Source organism: Vibrio ruber DSM 16370 (assembly GCF_900163965.1).
GTDB lineage: Bacteria > Pseudomonadota > Gammaproteobacteria > Enterobacterales > Vibrionaceae > Vibrio > Vibrio ruber.
The window spans coordinates 1-17,935 of sequence record NZ_FULE01000030.1 but is presented as its reverse complement, the minus strand read 5'-3'; the positions used below and the strand labels follow the sequence as shown (position 1 = coordinate 17,935).

Annotated in this window: 6 protein-coding genes; 4 read left to right on the top strand and 2 right to left on the bottom strand. The window is 49.5% G+C overall.

Annotation, left to right across the window (positions count from 1 at the left end):
- The first annotated feature begins 9 nt into the window (after nucleotides 1–9).
- Together VR7878_RS10555 and VR7878_RS10550 are read left to right on the top strand one after the other, a co-directional pair.
- Nucleotides 10–13,566 carry a two-partner secretion domain-containing protein gene (locus VR7878_RS10555; RefSeq protein ID WP_077335987.1) on the top strand — a complete coding sequence of 4,519 codons (13,557 nt, stop codon included), beginning with the start codon at nucleotides 10–12 and terminating at the stop codon, nucleotides 13,564–13,566.
- Nucleotides 13,563–13,946, top strand: a complete 384-nt coding sequence (locus VR7878_RS10550) for a hypothetical protein (RefSeq protein WP_077335985.1) — start codon at nucleotides 13,563–13,565, stop codon at nucleotides 13,944–13,946. The genes VR7878_RS10555 and VR7878_RS10550 overlap by 4 nt, the downstream gene beginning before the upstream one ends.
- Before the next feature lie 200 nt (nucleotides 13,947–14,146).
- On the opposite strand, the gene VR7878_RS10545 is transcribed toward VR7878_RS10550, so the two are convergent.
- Nucleotides 14,147–15,025 (bottom strand): HEPN domain-containing protein, encoded by an 879-nt coding sequence (locus VR7878_RS10545; protein ID WP_077335983.1) that lies wholly within the window; start codon nucleotides 15,023–15,025, stop codon nucleotides 14,147–14,149.
- A gap of 285 nt (nucleotides 15,026–15,310) precedes the next feature.
- On the opposite strand from VR7878_RS10545, the gene VR7878_RS10540 reads away from it, so the two are divergent.
- Together VR7878_RS10540 and VR7878_RS10535 are read left to right on the top strand one after the other, a co-directional pair.
- Nucleotides 15,311–16,036, top strand: coding sequence for a hypothetical protein (locus VR7878_RS10540; RefSeq protein ID WP_077335981.1), 726 nt, complete (start codon nucleotides 15,311–15,313; stop codon nucleotides 16,034–16,036).
- Nucleotides 16,033–16,452 (top strand): hypothetical protein, encoded by a 420-nt coding sequence (locus tag VR7878_RS10535; protein WP_077335979.1) that lies wholly within the window; start codon nucleotides 16,033–16,035, stop codon nucleotides 16,450–16,452. Before VR7878_RS10540 ends, VR7878_RS10535 begins: the two co-directional genes overlap by 4 nt.
- A gap of 133 nt (nucleotides 16,453–16,585) precedes the next feature.
- Here VR7878_RS10535 and VR7878_RS10530 read toward each other — a convergent pair whose 3' ends face one another.
- Nucleotides 16,586–17,461, bottom strand: coding sequence for a HEPN domain-containing protein (locus VR7878_RS10530; RefSeq protein WP_077335977.1), 876 nt, complete (start codon nucleotides 17,459–17,461; stop codon nucleotides 16,586–16,588).
- Nucleotides 17,462–17,935 lie beyond the last annotated feature (474 nt).

Genomic DNA, 17,935 nt, shown 5'->3' with positions numbered 1-17,935 from the left:
AGTGAAGGGATGAAAAACATGATAAAACCCGTGACTTTCTGGCAGCGTGCGTTGGTCTACTTTATCTGCTGGACATTCAATATTCAGCCGTTGCTGGCCAATGTGATAGTGGACAACAGCCAGCACAATACTTCGGTGAACCGTGCCGGGAACGGGGTTGAAGTGGTCAATATCGCCACACCCAACGCCAATGGTTTATCCCATAACCAGTACCAACAGTTTAATGTTGACCCGTCAGGCTTAATTCTCAACAACTCGACCGCGCAGGTCGCTCAGTCACAACTGGGCGGCTACTTGCAAAATAACCCCAACCTGCATGGTCAGGCCGCAACGGTGATCCTCAACGAAGTCACGGGTGCGAGCCGCAGTCAGTTACAGGGGTATACCGAAGTCTTCGGTCAGGGTGCTCCGGTGATCCTGACCAATCCGTACGGGATTACCTGTAATGGCTGTGGTTTTATCAACACGCCGCGAGTGACCTTATCGACCGGTAACCCATTGATTGAAAATGGTAATGTCACCGGGTTTGATGTGTCTCAGGGCAGTGTCAGCATTGAAGGGCTCGGGCTTGATGCCACGCATCAGAGCTATTTTGACATCATCACCCGCACCGCGCAGCTCAATGCCGATATTCATGCCAATGACCTCAGCATCGTGACGGGGAAAAACCGGGTCAGTTATCAGAGTAATCAAGTCACGGCCACCACTGCCGACGATAAAGAAGCCGCCCCGGAGCTGGCGATTGATTCTTCCAATTTAGGCGGCATGTATGCCGGGCGGATTGCCTTGGTGGCAACCGATGCCGGAGTGGGAGTCAATGTCGGTAACCTGTCGGCGAGTCAGGGTGACATCCGCATCAGCGCAGACGGACAGATCACACTGGGTAAATCCAGTGCGCAGAACAACCTGACGGTCAGCAGCCAGTCCGGCGTGACTCTCAAGGGAAGTCAGTATGCGGGACAGACGGCTTCGCTATCAGGACAGCGTATCCATGCCGATAGCAATACGCTTGCTGCCGGTCAAAACGTCTCACTGACTGCCACCGATACGGTGACACTCAACCAGAGTCTGGTTGAAGCCGGTGTGGATGCCGACGGCAAGCAACAGGCGGGCGGGGTTGTCGATGTGCAGGCGAATAACCTGACCCTGAATGCCGGTAACCTGATTGCCGGTCAGCAACTGACGACAGCAGTGGACCATATCACCGTAGACCAAGACAGCCTGATCTACGGTCAGAAGATGGCGCTCAATCAGCTCAGCAAACTTGATAACAGCGGTACGGTTGCGGCCAAAGATCAACTGAGCGTAAAGGGGACAGACGCGAGTCTGGTCGGTCATGGCAATATGACCGCCTCAGAGATTACGATGGATAGTGACCGTCTGACTCTGGATACCCACATTACCGCTCAAACACTGGCGGTACAGGCGAGTCAGAATCTGACCACCGGTGAGCAGAGTGAGGTGAGCGCCACCGATAAACTGACGGTGACGGCCGGGACGCTCAACCAGCAAGGTCAGCTGACAACCCGCGGAGACATGGATATCAATGCTGCGGATGCAATCTTAAAAGGGGACGTGGCTGCACAAGATATACAGGTAAAAGCACAACATCTGACTCAGGAAAGCGGCACGTTACAAGCAGGACAGACGCTGCATATCACCGGTGATACGGTGACACTGTCGGGTGCCAGTGCCGGTAAAACCAGTGTCGGGATTGATGCCGGGCAATTGACCCTGAACGGGACACTCCAGTCCGGTGGGGATACCCGTCTGACCGTCGTCAACGACATGCAGACCCGTGAGCAAAGTCAGTTGGTCACGCAAGGCTCATTACAGGCGAAGGTCGGTTCGCTGACTCAGCGTGGCAAGATGCAGTCCGGTGAGGATGTCACGTTAACGGGACACACGCTCAAGAACGAGGGGCTCGTTTCAGCAGTCGGCAATACTCATCTGACGGCACAGGCACAATTGACCAACCGTGGCACCGTGACATCCGGGCAGCAGCTCACCACGAATGCCGGTGCGGTGACCAACAGCGGTGAGTTGTCGGCTCAGCAGAAGGTTGCCATGACTGTTGCCGGTCAACTGGATAATCAAACCAACGGTCTGATCTCCGGACAGGTGACCACCGTACAGGCAGGCTCGGTGAATAATGCCGGGCAGTTACAGTCGCTGACAGATTTAGGGCTGACCGCAGATGCGCTGAATAATAGCGGGACACTCGCGGCACTCAGTGATACAACGCTGAATGTTACCCATGATTTAACCAATCGCGGCGCGGTTTCGGCAGGGCATGATGTCCGTTTACTGACGGATAACCTGACCAACAGCGGTCAAGTGATTGCCAGCGATAATCTGTTGATTGCCAAAGATCTCAATCAGACCCGGAACACGTCATTGAATAATACCGGTGGGAGTCTGGATGCCGGATCCGGCAGTCTGACGATCGCAACCCAAGGCGATCTACAGGTCAGTGCCGGTCAGCATCTCTTTGCCGGTAAGGATCTCACCGTTACTGCCGCAACGCTGAACAATAGTGGGGAAATCGCTGCTCAGAACAAGACCCGCCTGACTCTGGACGGTGTCACAACCGGCCAGACTGTACTGACCAATCAAACGGGCGGGCTGATTTCCGGTCAGAGCACCAGCATTGACGCACAGTCGGTTGCTAACCACGGGCAACTTCAGGCACTGGAAGATTTAGGGCTGACGGCAACATCGCTGGCGAACAGCGGCACCTTAACCGCGCTGAACACCACGTTGGCCGTCCACGATCATCTCTTGAATACGGGAACCGTCTCCGCTGTCGAGAATATCAGCTTGCTGGCCGATCAGGTAGACAATCAGGGCCGGGTCTCTGCCGGTACTCATCTGCTGATCGCAGCCGATCAGGACAACAAGCGCAGCGACAGCCTGAATAATGCCGGTCGGGTTGAAACCCGCAATGGTGATATTGAGATTGTTACTGATGTCATGACCCAACAATCAAGCGGTCATATGATTGCCGGACATAATTTCCGGCTCGATGGCAATCAACTGGACAATGGCGGGGAACTGGCGGCAACCGGTAAGACCGATCTCCTGCTACATCAGCAACTGTTGAATCAGCAATCCGGTCTCATTTCCGGTCAGGTGACGGCCATTACGGCTCAGTCGGTGAATAACCAAGGACAGCTTCAGTCTCTGAGCGATCTCGGTCTAACCGCTGACTCTTTCGGCTACAGCGGGGTACTGGCCGCGCTGGATAACACTTCGCTCCATATTAGCCACGATCTGACCAGCAGCGGTTCGATTCTCGCGGGTCATCAGATCGTATTGAATGCTGAGCAGCTTGATAACCGGGGACGTGTCTCGGCCGGAGATGCTGCGATTGCAACACCGGCAACCGGACAAGATGACAGTCTGATCGTGACCGCAGATACGTTGACTAACAGCGGTGAACTGCTGGCACGAGGTCGCAACCAACTGACGCTGAATATGCAGCTGACCAACCAAACGGATGGTTTGATTTCCGGTCAAACCACTACCGTTAACACGCAGTCAGTGACCAATCACGGTCAGCTTCAGTCCCTGACCGATCTCGGTTTAACCGCAGATGCACTGGCAAACAGCGGCACACTGGCGGCACTCAGCGATATGACGCTGAACGTCGTACACCAATTGAGCAACAGCGGTACTGTGTCAGCCAATCATGATGTTAGCCTGTTGACCGACAATCTGACCAATACCGGCAAGATGTTTGCCGGGAGTAACCTGCTGATTGCCAAAGATAGCGAGCAGACTCGCAATACCATATTCAACAATACCGACGGCAGCCTCACAGCGAAAGCGGGTCAGCTCACCATTGCGACCCATGGTGATGTGATGGTCAGTACCGGGCAGCATCTGACTGCGGGACAGGATGTGATCCTGCAAGCCAGCAGCCTGACCAATGACGGGGAGGTGTCTGCACAAGGCAAGACCGCGCTGACACTCGACAACGCCCTGACCAACCACGGTTTAGTCTCCGGTCAGCAGACGACACTTGCAGCGCAGTCGGTCACCAACACTGGTCAGCTTCAGTCCCTGACCGATCTCGGTTTAACCGCAGATGCACTGGAGAACAGCGGCACACTGGCGGCACTCAGCGATATGACGCTGAACGTCGCACACCAACTGAGCAACACCGGAGCGGTTCTCGCAGGCAGCAACATTCATCTGAATGCCACGAAGATGGAGAACCGAGGCCGTGTTTCGGCAGGTGATCAGGCCTTGATGACAGCGGATCAGCAAGCCGCCGGTCGGACGGATGCCAGCCTGATTGTGAACGCGGATACGCTGACCAACAGCGGTGAATTGCTGGCTCAAGGCAGTAATCAATTGACGCTGAATACGCAGCTGACTAACCAAACGGACGGCTTGATTTCCGGTCAAATCACCACCGTCAATGCTCCTGTGGTGACCAATGCCGGTCAGCTTCAGTCCCTGACCGATCTCGGTTTAACCGCAGATGCACTGGCGAACAGCGGCACACTGGCGGCACTCAGCGATATGACGCTGAATGTGGCGCACCAGCTGAGTAACAACGGAGCGGTGTCAGCCAATCATGATGTCAGTCTGCTGACCGACAATCTGACCAATACCGGCAAGGTGTTTGCCGGGAATAATCTGCTGATCGCTAAAGATAGCGAGCAGACTCGCACCACCACGTTCAACAATACCAACGGCAGCCTCACAGCGAAAGCGGGTCAGCTCACCATTGCAACGCATGATGATGTGGTTGTCAGTAGCGGGCAGCATCTGACTGCCGGGCAGGATCTGTCCCTGCAAGCCAACAGCCTGACCAATGACGGGGAGGTGTCTGCGCAAGGTAATATGTCGCTGACACTCAATAACGCTTTGACCAACCACGGTTTAGTCTCCGGTCAGAAGACCACGCTTGCAGCACAGTCGGTCACCAATACCGGTCAGCTTCAGTCCCTGACCGATCTCGGTTTAACCGCAGATGCACTGAATAACAGCGGTACTCTGGCGGTACTCAGCGATATGACGCTGAACGTCGCGCACCAACTGATCAACAGCGGTGCTGTGTCAGCTAATCATGATGTCAGCCTGTTGACCGACAATCTGACCAATACCGGCAAGGTGTTTGCCGGGAATAACCTGCTGATTGCCAAAGATAGTGAGCAGACTCGCACCACCACGTTCAACAATACCGACGGCAGCCTCACGGCGAAAGCGGGTCAGCTTACCATTGCGACGCATGATGATGTTGTTGTCAGTACCGGGCAGCATCTGACCGCCGGACAGAATGTGACCCTGCAAGCCAACAGCCTGACCAATGACGGGGAGGTGGCTGCACAAGGCAAGACCGCGCTGACACTCGATAACACTCTGACCAACCACGGATTAGTCTCCGGTCAGCAGACGACACTCATAGCGCAGTCGGTTACTAATCACGGCCAGCTTCAGTCCCTGACCGATCTCGGCTTAACCGCAGATGCACTGGAGAACAGCGGCACACTGGCGGCACTCAGCGATATGACGCTGAACGTCGCGCACCAACTGAGTAACAGCGGAGTGGTGTCAGCCAGTCATGATGCCAGCCTGTTGACTGACAATCTGACCAATTCTGGGAAGGTATTTGCCGGGAATAACCTGCTGATTGCCAAAGATAGCGAGCAGACTCGCACCACCACGTTCAACAATACTGACGGTAGTCTCACGGCAAAAGCCGGACAGCTTACCATTGCGACACATGATAATTTAGTTGTCAGTACCGGGCAGCATTTGACTGCCGGACAGGATGTAACTCTGCAAGCCAACAGCCTGACCAATGACGGGGAGGTGTCTGCGCAAGGTAATATGTCGCTGACACTCGATAACGCTTTGACCAACCACGGATTAGTCTCCGGTCAGCAGACGACACTCATAGCGCAGTCGGTTACTAATCACGGCCAGCTTCAGTCTCTGACTGATCTCGGTTTAACCGCAGATGCACTGGCAAACAGCGGCACACTGGCGGCACTCAGCGATATGACGCTGAATGTGGCGCACCAGCTGAGTAACAACGGTGCTGTCTCAGCCAACCATAATGTTAGCCTGTTGACCGACAACCTGACCAACACCGGGAAGGTGTTTGCCGGCAATAACCTGCTGGTAGCCAAAGATAGCGGGCAGACTCGCACCACCACGTTCAACAATACTGACGGTAGTCTTACAGCGAAAGCGGGTCATCTTAGGATTGCGACCCATGATAATTTAGTTGTCAGTACCGGGCAGCATTTGACTGCCGGACAGGATCTGACCCTGCAAGCCAACAGCCTGACCAATGACGGGGAGGTGTCTGCACAAGGCAAGACTGCGCTGACACTCGACAACGCCTTGACCAACCACGGCTTAGTCTCCGGTCAGGGGACGACGGTGACAGCGCAGTCTGTGAATAATACTGGTCAGATGCAGGCGCTCACTGATTTGGGATTGAACGCTGATGTGTTAGCAAACTCAGGGACTCTGGTTGCCGGGAATAATGCAGTGTTCAATATCATTCACACGTTGACCAGTAACGGCAATATTTCGGCTGGTAATAATGCCAGTCTGTTGGCCGATCAGGTGAATAACCAGAATAAAATTTATGCCAGAAACAGTGTGCTGATCGCTAAAGACAGCACGCAAACCCGAAGTAGCTCACTGACCAACAGCGGTCAGATTGATGCCAAACACGGCAGTATTTCGATTGCGACTCACGGTGATTTCACGGTTGGTGCCGGGCAGCATCTCTCTGCCGGGAAAGACCTGACTCTTGTGGCAGATGCACTGACCAATGACGGTGAACTGTCTTCACAAGGCATAACCACTATCGGCGTTGACGGGACACTCACCAATCATACCGCCGGGATTATTTCCGGTCAGAATACCGTGCTGCGTGCCGGAGCGACCACCAATCAGGGGCAGTTGCAGGCACTCAATGATTTGAACCTGACCACCGGCTCTCTGACCAACAGCGGTTCATTGGTTGCGCTGCATGATATGACGCTCAATGCGACGGGGTATGTTGATAACCACAGTTTGCTCTACGCCGGCCATGACAGTAATCTGTTCTCTGATACCTTGACCAACTACAGCGATATTGTGGTGGGTAACGATCTGCTGATTGCCAGAGATAGCAATAAAACCCGCAGCCGTAACCTGACGAATAGTTCAGGAAATATTGAATCACTTAATGGTGATATTTCGATATATACAGAATCGTTAATCAATAAGCGAACGATGATTCAGTATAAAACTTTTAACATTACTGCCGATCCTGAAACGGCTCTGGCGAATGGTATTGAGGATAGTACTACTGGGTTAATTTGGCATGAAGAGTTTAGAAGAGGTCAAGATGTTTCTGATGCCAGTGCATCATCTAAAATTAGAGCCTCATCAGATATGTACATTAACACTAACGAATTAAATAATGATGCAAGTTTGATATATGGTGAAAATGTAGGCATTGATGCGAAAAAAATCAAAAACAATGGATATAAATCAGAAGTATATATCAATTATTCTGCACTCAGGGAGTACAGGGATAGTGGTAACTGTGAGGGAGGAGAAACTCTAGATTGTGATATTGGATGGGAAATTGTTACACGAGAAGTTAAAACAGAAGGGGAAAACAGTCTCTCATCGTCAATTATCGCTCAAAATAATCTTATTATTCATTCAACAACCTTGAATAACACGTCTGTTATTCAAGAAAATATGCGGATTGAATCCGTGAATAATCCGACTTATTCTGCAAAAAGCACACATGTTTTATCTGATGCTACACCGGTGGTTCGTTCAACTCAACCAGCCCCCGATATAGAGCCAAATTTACGAATTACCCAACAGACGAAAGATTCTAGAAAAAACTTTATATCTGTCCATAGTGAGACGACTATGGGAGAGGATGTTCTTACAACACAAGAGCCATCAGATGCCTCTGGCACAGTCCAAGCGCATTCAGCGACAACACACAGCATCGAGCTGACCTCGCAGGGCAGTGATTCGGGCGCGGCCGTTCAGGCCGGGCAGACGTCGACCGGTTCAGGTTTGGCCGCGCAGTCGGCACCGAATCTAACCTCGGTCGCCCGGACAGCCCCTCAAGGAAAACCGACTACGACGGTAACGCTCAGTAACAGCAGCACTGTCACGGCACCGACGGTCAACTTACCCAATCAGAATCGCATCCCGTTCCCCGATTATCGGTTGCCGACCAGTCCGCATGGCTTGTTTGTTTTCTCTGACGGGCCGCAAAGCGATTATCTGATTGCCACCAATCCTGCGGTGACCAATCTGAATGATTTCCTCGGTTCGGATTATTTCAAAGACCAGTTAAATTACGATCCGGAGCGGAAGGAGAAGTTCCTCGGTGATGCGTATTACGATACCAGAACTATCTCGCAGGAAATTTTTGAGCAGACCGGTAAACGCTACCTGAATGAGGATATCGGCAGCGATCTCGCGCAGATGAAGCAGCTGATTGATTCGGCAGCACAGGAAAAAACTGCCTTAAACCTGAAAAATGGCGTGGCGTTAACCGATGAGCAAATTGCCCGTTTGAGTCACGACATCATTTGGTATGAACCGATTGAAGTGAATGGTCAGACGGTGATGGCACCGAAACTGTACCTGTCTTCTGCCTCGCAAGACAATATTTCAAATGGCGCATTGCTTGCCGGCCGCAACGTCAATGTCACGACGGGTGACTTCGCCAATAGTGGTGCAGTGGCCGCCCGGGAAGATTTGAGTATTGCCAGCCGCAATGGGATCAGCAACACCCACGGCACGCTCAGTGCCAATGATGATCTGGCGCTGATCGCCACTGGTGATATTGTCAACCGAGGGGGGATTAAGGGGAAAGATGTTTCTGTTATAAGTACTGAAGGAAGTATTATCAATGAAGCACAACTAAGTCAGAGTAAATTTTCAGCGCATAATCTTGTTGGTGAGATAACGTCTCTTGGTCAAACAGCAATAATTCAGGCTGATAATAGTATACGGCTTCAGGCGGGAACATCTATCCGGGATACTGCTGGTATTATTCAATCCAATGGTGATGTAACGTTAAGTGCAGAAGATGATATCGTATTTGATACAATCGAAGACCGTATTGAAATCAGCACACTTTCTGGGAATTTTACAGCCGGAAGTTCGAGGTATATTGGTTCAATCTTTGAATCTGGAGGTCATGCGGAGGTTCAGGCTGGTCATAATATTCAGGCGACAGCAGCTGATGTTTCTGTACTGAATAGCCTGTCTCTGAAAGCTGGGCACGATATTACGTTAAAGGCTGCTGTTGATAACACTAATTGGAACTATAACGGTCAGTCATTCAAAAAGATAGTCAAAACCACAACTAACCAAGGCAGCAACCTGTCGGGTCGTGATGTCTTGCTGCAATCCGGCAACGATACCACACTGGTTAATGGTGGAATTCAGGCATCCGGCAATGTTGCCCTGAATGCCCAAGGTGATGTCAATATTCTGGCCGCTAATGACAGCCGCTATGAATACAGTAAATCAACCCACAAAAAATCGTTCGGCCGTTCGAAAACCACCATTCATGAAAGCCTGAAAGAAACCGTCCGTGGTAGCTCGATTGCAGCCGGTGGTGACATCACCATCAAGGCGCAAAAGTATAGCAACGCCAAGTTAGCCAACGGGCATAGCGATATTCAGGTGGTCGGCTCGAACCTCAATGCCGGTGATGCAATCAACCTCAGCGCTGACGGGGATGTGATTCTGTCAGCGCAGCAGTACCGCGAGTATCAATACAACCAGACCATCAAAAAAGGCTTCGGCGGCCTGAGTGGCAGTAACCGCGGTAATCTGGACGACGCGACGTTGCTCGAAGGTGCCAATACCATCGCGGCCAGCCATATCAATATCAACTCCGGCAAAAATATTGGCGTGATTGCCAGTACCGTCAGTGCCGGTGGTGATGTCAATATGCAGGCGCTGGATGAAGTGCTGGTAACCGCAGATAACATCCTGCGCCAAACCCAGCAGTGGGATGAAAAGAGCAGCTTCCTCAGTGGCGGACATCTGATGGAGATGTCATCAGACCGCGAAGGAATGCAAAGCAGTACCGCGCAGGGCAGCCAAATTGCCTCACACGGCAATGTCAACATTCAGGGCGGCAGTGTGGCACTGGTCGGCTCCGATGTGGTGGCCGGTGAAAACACGGTGCTCAAAGCCGATACCGGTCATCTGGATATCCGCTCGGCACAAAACAGCCTCCGCAAAACGTCACAGCACAAGCAAGTGAGCGTGGATTTTCCGGCGTTTGAGCTGTTAGGCCACCCTGAATCAGCACTGCAAATTACCGATGGTCAAGTACGCTTCCGCATTGGTAAAGCGACGTATGATCAGGTGGAGAATCAGACAACTGCCACGACGCAGACCGGTTCGACGGTTCTTGCCAACAATGATGTTTCACTCAGTGCCGCCGGCGATCTGACGGTGACGGGCAGCCGGATCGCGGCAGACCAAGATGGCAGCGGTGCGGGCGATTTGAGTCTGACGGCAGAGAATATCCTGATTCAGGAAGCCAAAGAGACCGAGCAGACGCAGAGTCAGGAAGTTCACGGTAAAGCTGAAGCGAGTCTGGTGGTTCAGCACCAAGCCGTGGAAGTGGCAAAAGCCGTGAAAGGATTGCAACAGGCAACCCAAGCCCTGAAACAGGCCAAGCAGGATTATCAACAGTACAAAAAACAACTGGCGTCACTGAAAGGTACGCTGGAGACGCTGCAAGCAGACTATGCAGCGAAAAAGCCGGGCGTCACGTTTGAGGATATCGAGGAGTTACAAGACCTCGTCTCAGACCTCAAGGGGGATGAAGCGTGGTATGCCGCTGGCATTGCGCTGGCTGCGGAGAATGTCACCTCAAAAACCACGTTGTTGGCAAAACAAAGTGATGCTGCGGTAAACAGTATCACTTCCGGTGCGTTTGGTTTTGATGCCGGGCTGCATCTGGATATTGATGCCGATAAACAAAACAGTCAGTCACAGCGGGTGACGTCGGTCGGCTCCCAATTGTCGGGGCAGAACGTCACCATTGAGGCAGGCCATCAAACCGGCCAGTCAGCGACGGTTCAGGGCTCAGTCATTCATGCAGATGACACCCTTGCTGTGAGCGGCAATCAGGTGAACCTGCTGGCGTCGGATGAGCAAAGCAGCAGCACCAATGGCAGCGAGTCCGCGCATGTCGGTGCTTCGGTGACGTTATTCGGGGCGGACAGCGGGGTCAATCTCGATGCCAGCTATAGCCGCAATGAAAGCGTCTCCCAAAGCCAGACTCATACCAATAGTGTTCTGAGTGCCGATCATATCCGAATCACCTCAGACGGGGATACCGATGTGAACGGTGCCGACGTTGCGGCGAATGAGCAACTGGATATATCCGTTGGCGGTGACCTGAATGTGGCTTCGGTACAGAACCGTTACAGCAGCACCAACCACGGTGGCTCTGTCAGTGGCGGGGTGGGCCTCTCCGGTGGGGATGTCGGCAAAGGTGGGGCTGTGAGCGGTTTTGACCATGCCGGGAACTTACAGGGCGTGAATAGCGGAGTGAACCTCTCAAACGGGCGTTCACATAGCCGGGAAACCATGCTGACCCGTATCACTTCCGGTGGTGATGCCAATATCACCGTGGGTGGCAATACCGATATCAAAGGCGCGACGATTGCGACGGTTAACGAAGACGGCAGCGACGCCGGTCGGCTTCACCTCGAAACCGGCATGCTGAGTTATACCGACCTGAGTAACACGCGTGATACCAGCAGCCGCAATGCAGGTGTCAGCTCGAGTGTCAGTATCGGCCCGGATAAGGATGGTGCGACTCAAATAGACGCGTCCCGTAATTCATCGAGATATCAGTACACCAATCAAAGTGGTTATCACAAGAGTAAAACGCTGGCGACGGTCGGACAGGGCGAGCTGCGTATCGAGGACACACACAACAGCGATGATACCGAGCGTCTGAACCGGGATGTCACCAGCACGACTAAAGACCTGTACTCAGTGGATCGTCAGCAGGGCAACTTTGATGTCACGGTGGACCACCGGTTGCTGAGTGAGACCGGGTGGAAGGAGATTGCTGAGGACGCTCTCATTACTGACATGATGCGTGAAAGTCTGGAAAGAGCCATCACGACTGATCGAGTCGAGCTGACAGATATCTTGAGTGAGACGGGAAAACAGCTTGATATATATAAAAGTGTGAAACAGGCAATTATCGATGATCCGCAATTAGCTGCGAGGCTGAGAGATCCGAAGTTAAGTGCTGATACGAAGCAAGTCATACTTGATCAACTGACTCATGCCGCAATGCAGTCATTGGGCTATAACCCAGAAGGATATGAGAACAAGATTATTGCGAAAGACAATGATGCTCGCAAAGGTTTCTATTCAGAAGAGACCCAAAAATCTTATATCAATGATCAGAATGCCAATAATACCGAAGAGTTAGTCCTCATTGCCGGACATGAGATGAGTCATGCGGTTGATGATAAAACAGGAGATGTGAATCGATATTCTGAGCAGGATCGGGAAATCTATGCAAACAATATCGGAGAAGACTTCACGGACTATACAGATACAGCACTGGGTGTGACTGGGAACGGCAGCATGGCGAGTAGTAATAGTCATGTGGGTAATACAGGAAGTACAGTGGCTGGTAACAATCAGGTGTATAGCGGATTAGATAAGCGTCAAGGTGATAACTTAATACCTTTAGTCATACCCGCAGCGGTAGCGATAACGACGATTACTGCCGCTGCAATAGCAGATCCTAAGGTGCAGCAGGTTACCAAACAAGCACTGACGGATGCGATGGCAGGAGCTAAAGATGTCGGCAATGGTATTTTAAATTTCTTTGAGCCGGATGCTCAGTACACAGATGAAGAGCTTGATATTGCGGCCAAAGCTTATCTTCAGATGCAGGAATACAGAGATTCGAGTACTGAAACGGGCGATTGGGTCGAGATGGATAACCTGATGCAACAGGTTAGCGCGGAAGTCGTTGCCAGAGCTAATGCAATGAGTGAAATGGCGGATACAATTGATGCATCAACTTCTCTACCTTCTCATGAGGGATATGATGCGTCCACTGTTACTGAAGTAAGTGATAGGATTGATGCCTCAACAGAAACTGTAGCAACAATTGAGCAAGGATTAGGTAAGACTGAGTCGCCTGTTGAATCTGGTGTGGATCCGTTGTTGGTTGTAGATTCTAAAAACAGCAGTTACGAGCCGAATAAAGGTGCGATTGGTAAAATGGAAGACTTCTTTAACCAACCTGGATTTGGTTCAGATGTAATGTCTATAACTAAGAAAAGTCCGAAAGTATATGACGGTCAACGAGTATTCGATGTAACCAAGAGATATGGCAGCGCTTTAAAGAAAGGGGATCAGGTATACTTAGATGGTCAACATAAAAACCATTTAGAAGTTTTCGATAAGCAGGGAAACTTTAAAGCAGTATTAAACCTAGATGGTACATTAAACATCGCGAAGACAGCTCAAGCAAAGAAAACAGGAAGAAGGCTACCTAAATGATTGAAGATTTAAAGTTCCTAATTAAGTGTTTAGAACGAATATCTGATAGCAAAGACATCGATACGAAGAATTTAAAGTTAGAAATTGAAGATTGTTTTCATGATATTGAAGTTTTAAAAGAAAGAGTCAGTGGATTGGCTGGTGCTATAGAATGTAAGGAAGAGTTATCAACGCTTAGTGCTCTAATGCTGGTAGGTATGAGTATACAAGATTTATGCACTGCTTTTTCTAACATAACAGATGAGCTTAACCCAGTAGCAGTGGATAGTCACTGGGCAGATTTTCCTGAAACAGAGCAATATGAAACTGAAAGTAAAAGAGAATATTACTGTAAAGTTGGTGAAAAAGTTAGAGAAAAATGGTCAAGTAAATGTCGATGATTGTACATCGTAATTTAAGAGACAAACGAAACTAGCTACAACTCTGGTGAACACAATTTGAAGGTAAAATAATGATTAAGCTAAATAACTGATCCTAATTAGGGACTGTTCATTATTCTGTGTCACGCCCATGTTTATAAATCCAGATATGGAGTGAGTCGGCCTTCATAGTAGACGTTGGGCGGAGACCACGTCAGGTTTCAGCTCTGCACCCTCTCTAAACAAACCCGTTCCACCAATCTTTTCAACCGCTGCACTTCACTTTCCAGAAATTCCAACTCCTCAACCGTAATTTCATAATGCTCCGAATATCGGGCCTCGATATAGGCGCGTTGCAGACGACGGAAGCAGCGGCGGTGGAATTTGTTGTCGAGCGGGAAAATCGTTGCAAATTCAGCATCGATTTGGGCGCATAGTTTCCCCAGTTTTTCGATATTGTGGGATTTGGGTAAATAATTGGTGCAGGTGAGTAGCGTGCAGGCGAAAAAACGTTCCGTCGATTGATGTAGGAGAAAAGCTGATTGCTTCAACCATTGCCGCTTCATTCCATCTTGAAAGAATACAAAGAGCTGTTCTGCACTTTCAAACCACTGCTCATAATGCTTACGGGCAATTTCCTGCTTTTCTGCTTCGGTTAGATCCCCCGGCTCTGCCAGCGGTTTTGGGGTGGCGGCAAACAGTTCAATCCCTTCTTCACGGATATCTTTGAAGAAATAATGCCCCTGTTGTAGCCGCTCGTTGACTTCCTGCAAATCATGGACAATCAATCCCAGCGGTGCCGAAGTGACTTTACGGTCGATCTGCTCTTTGGCGCGTTGCCAGACGACATCTTCTTCAACCAGCGCGGCTTTATTCACAATCACCAGAATATCATAATCACTGATATAGCCATTGACCGGATCGTTGACCCATGTGCCTTTGGCATGGCTGCCGAACAGGATGATTTTCACAATCCGAAACTCGCTTTTACTCGCTGTTTTGCCTTGAAGATAGTCTTCCAGCGTATCGCGCAGAATGGTCGATATGGTGGCAAGCTCTTGCTGTTTGGATTCAGGCAAATGGTCGAGAGATGTTTTCATAAAGCAATATTCGGTCGGTGTGGATTGAATGGCTCATAGGATAAAAGAAGCGAGCGGCAAAAAACACTGTTTGTCATGGTTTTAGTGGTGTTGCCGGGGGAAATGCGACGGGGTTCGGTTTTATTGATTTGTCTGGTGATTCTTATCGGCTTTGGCTTCGGGGCATAACGCACAATTTCTTTTTCCTATGGTTTGCTTGAATTGAGGAAGGTTATCGACTCCATTTTATGGTGTGTGTCCTGATAAGATTCTGAAATTCCAGATTGGGTGCCATTTAACGATTCAATGTCGAATGAGCAAGCCATTGAGTTTGTAAGAAGAGTGAACAGTGCAGATCAGGAATATATAAATACGCATACCTCGCTCTCGGATAAAGTTCTGCCGATCGTATCAGACCCGGAAGTGCAGTCTGGGCTCTTAGCCGGAGCAGTTATTGTCAAAGACCTGACTTCAGCTGTATCAAATGGCGCAAAAAAACTTTTTGGGAATGCAGGAAAGGTTGTAACATCAGAGGCGAATGCTGGTTCTTCATCATTGGTGGCAGAGGGTGAAGGGACGGTAGTGGTTGGGAACCGTACTAAATATATTCAATTTAGTGGGGGTAAACCAGCCATAATTTCTGATGTTCATAGTCCAGAAAAAGTATCGTTCAGGACCATTGAGAATCGTAATTTATATGGTTATCAAGAGGGAGGAAGCTATGCAGGGAGTTTTAAGCGACCAGAGGTTGATGATCAAAAATTACAAAATATAGTAAATGATGTTTATAAAGGGGATAAGTTTTCTTCATATGAAGGGACTGGCAGTACCGCTGATGCAGCTCGATGGGAATATAATTCTGGTGGTATGTTAAACGGCGCAGACCATTTAAATAATAAAGCTCCTCAAGTTATAACAAGACTTGAGAAGTGGTTGAAACACAATTCATCAGCATCTCTTTCAGATAGGCATGCTGCTCAGGAAATGTTGAAAGACTTTCGCAATGCTATAGATGGTAAGAATAATAAATGATGATAGATACACCAGACGAACTACTCAAATTTTTTATATATATAGCTCCCAGCTTTATTGAAAGATGGAATTCTGACGATAATTATAATATTGAAGATAATGGTGATTTTACATTCTGTGGTGTATGCAATGAATTTGCTCATTTCTTTATTGATCAAAGTCAATTTAGACGTAGCCCCACTACTATAAAAATTGAGCCTGATTGGCAAGAGAATATCGATGTTGGAAAAATGGTAGAGTTATTTGACTTTATAGAGCATAGCTTAACCCATTCTAACACCTTGTTAGCAAATTCTCTTAAATCTTGCTTTTTAGAAGATATAGCTCAGACGGCAGCGGGTGAATATGCTAGGTCGTTTATGGGGGAAAAGTCATTAAATTTTTTCTCCCAGTGGCATAGAGATATAAGACATTAACTCTGGTTCCAAGGCTAAATTGTTCATTATTTAGCCTTGGAACCGAGACTATTCATCATTCTATGTCACGCCCATTTCCACAAACCCAGATAGGGCAGCGCCCCCAAGCTGGAACCACCCGGTTCCAGCCCCTTCACCCAACCCTCTCCAAACAAACCCGTTCCACCAATCCTTTTAACCGCTGCACTTCACTTTCCAGAAATTCCAACTCCTCAACCGTAATCTCATAATGCTCCGAATATCGGGCCTCGATATAGGCGCGTTGCAGGCGACGGAAGCAGCGGCGGTGGAATTTGTTGTCGAGCGGGAAAATCGTTGCAAATTCAGTATCGATTTGGGCGCATAGTTTCCCCAGTTTTTCGATATTGTGGGATTTGGGTAAATAATTGGTGCAGGTGAGTAGCGTGCAGGCGAATAAATGTTCACTTGCTTGATGGAGTAAAAACGCAGCTTTTTTCAACCAATGGTTTTGCATCGTTACTTGGTGTAAAGCAATAAACTGAACTGCACTTTCAAACCACTGTTCATAATGCTTACGGGCAATTTCCTGCTTTTCTGCTTCGGTTAGATCCCCCGGCTCTGCCAGCGATTTTGGTGTGGCGGCAAACAGTTCAATCCCTTCTTCGCGGATATCTTTGAAGAAATAATGCCCCTGTTGTAGCCGCTCGTTGACTTCCTGCAAATCATGGACAATCAATCCCAGCGGTGCCGAAGTGACTTTACGGTCGATCTGCTCTTTGGCGCGTTGCCAGACGACATCTTCTTCAACCAGCGCAGCTTTATTCACAATCACCAGAATATCATAATCACTGATATAGCCATTGACCGGATCGTTGACCCATGTGCCTTTGGCATGGCTGCCGAACAGGATGATTTTCACAATCCGAAACTCGCTTTTACTCGCTGTTTTGCCTTGAAGATAGTCTTCCAGCGTATCGCGCAGAATGGTCGATATGGTGGCAAGCTCCTGCTGTTTGGATTCGGGCAAATGGTCGAGAGATGTTTTCATAAAGCGATATTTGGTCGGTGTGGATTGAATGGTTCATAGGATAAAAGAAGCGAGCGGCAAAAAACACTGTTTGTCATGGTTTTAGTGGTGTTGCCGGGGGAAATGCGACGGGGTTCGGTTTTATTGATTTGTCTTATTGTAGCCTCCGGCTCCCAGATTTGACGCACAATTACGTTTTTCGGTTTCAGAGGCATCAGTGCTCAGTGCGCCAGTTACTCTTGCCAAGATGCAAGAGTAACCTATATGGTCACTCCATCTAAATCAAAGTATTTTTCAGACTTCCTCAATGTATTTATTCATCTCATAAATTCACCATCGACGGTTGTTCCTGAAAATGAAACGCGGCCTTAAACATATATCCGGCGTCAGTTTGATACTCTATGTATCGCGCCCAAATGAGATCCAAAAAGTCTTGCCCGCCTAATCAGAAAATATGCCTCACTGGATGGGCAGGTTAACTCCCGAGGTTCAAGG

Coding starts and splice junctions, on each gene's coding strand:
- VR7878_RS10555 (WP_077335987.1), top strand. CDS start 10: ATGAAAAACATGATAAAACCCGTGACTTTCTGGCAGCGTGCGTTGGTC.
- VR7878_RS10540 (WP_077335981.1), top strand. CDS start 15,311: ATGTCGAATGAGCAAGCCATTGAGTTTGTAAGAAGAGTGAACAGTGCA.
- VR7878_RS10535 (WP_077335979.1), top strand. CDS start 16,033: ATGATGATAGATACACCAGACGAACTACTCAAATTTTTTATATATATA.
- VR7878_RS10530 (WP_077335977.1), bottom strand. CDS start 17,461: ATGAAAACATCTCTCGACCATTTGCCCGAATCCAAACAGCAGGAGCTT.
- VR7878_RS10550 (WP_077335985.1), top strand. CDS start 13,563: ATGATTGAAGATTTAAAGTTCCTAATTAAGTGTTTAGAACGAATATCT.
- VR7878_RS10545 (WP_077335983.1), bottom strand. CDS start 15,025: ATGAAAACATCTCTCGACCATTTGCCTGAATCCAAACAGCAAGAGCTT.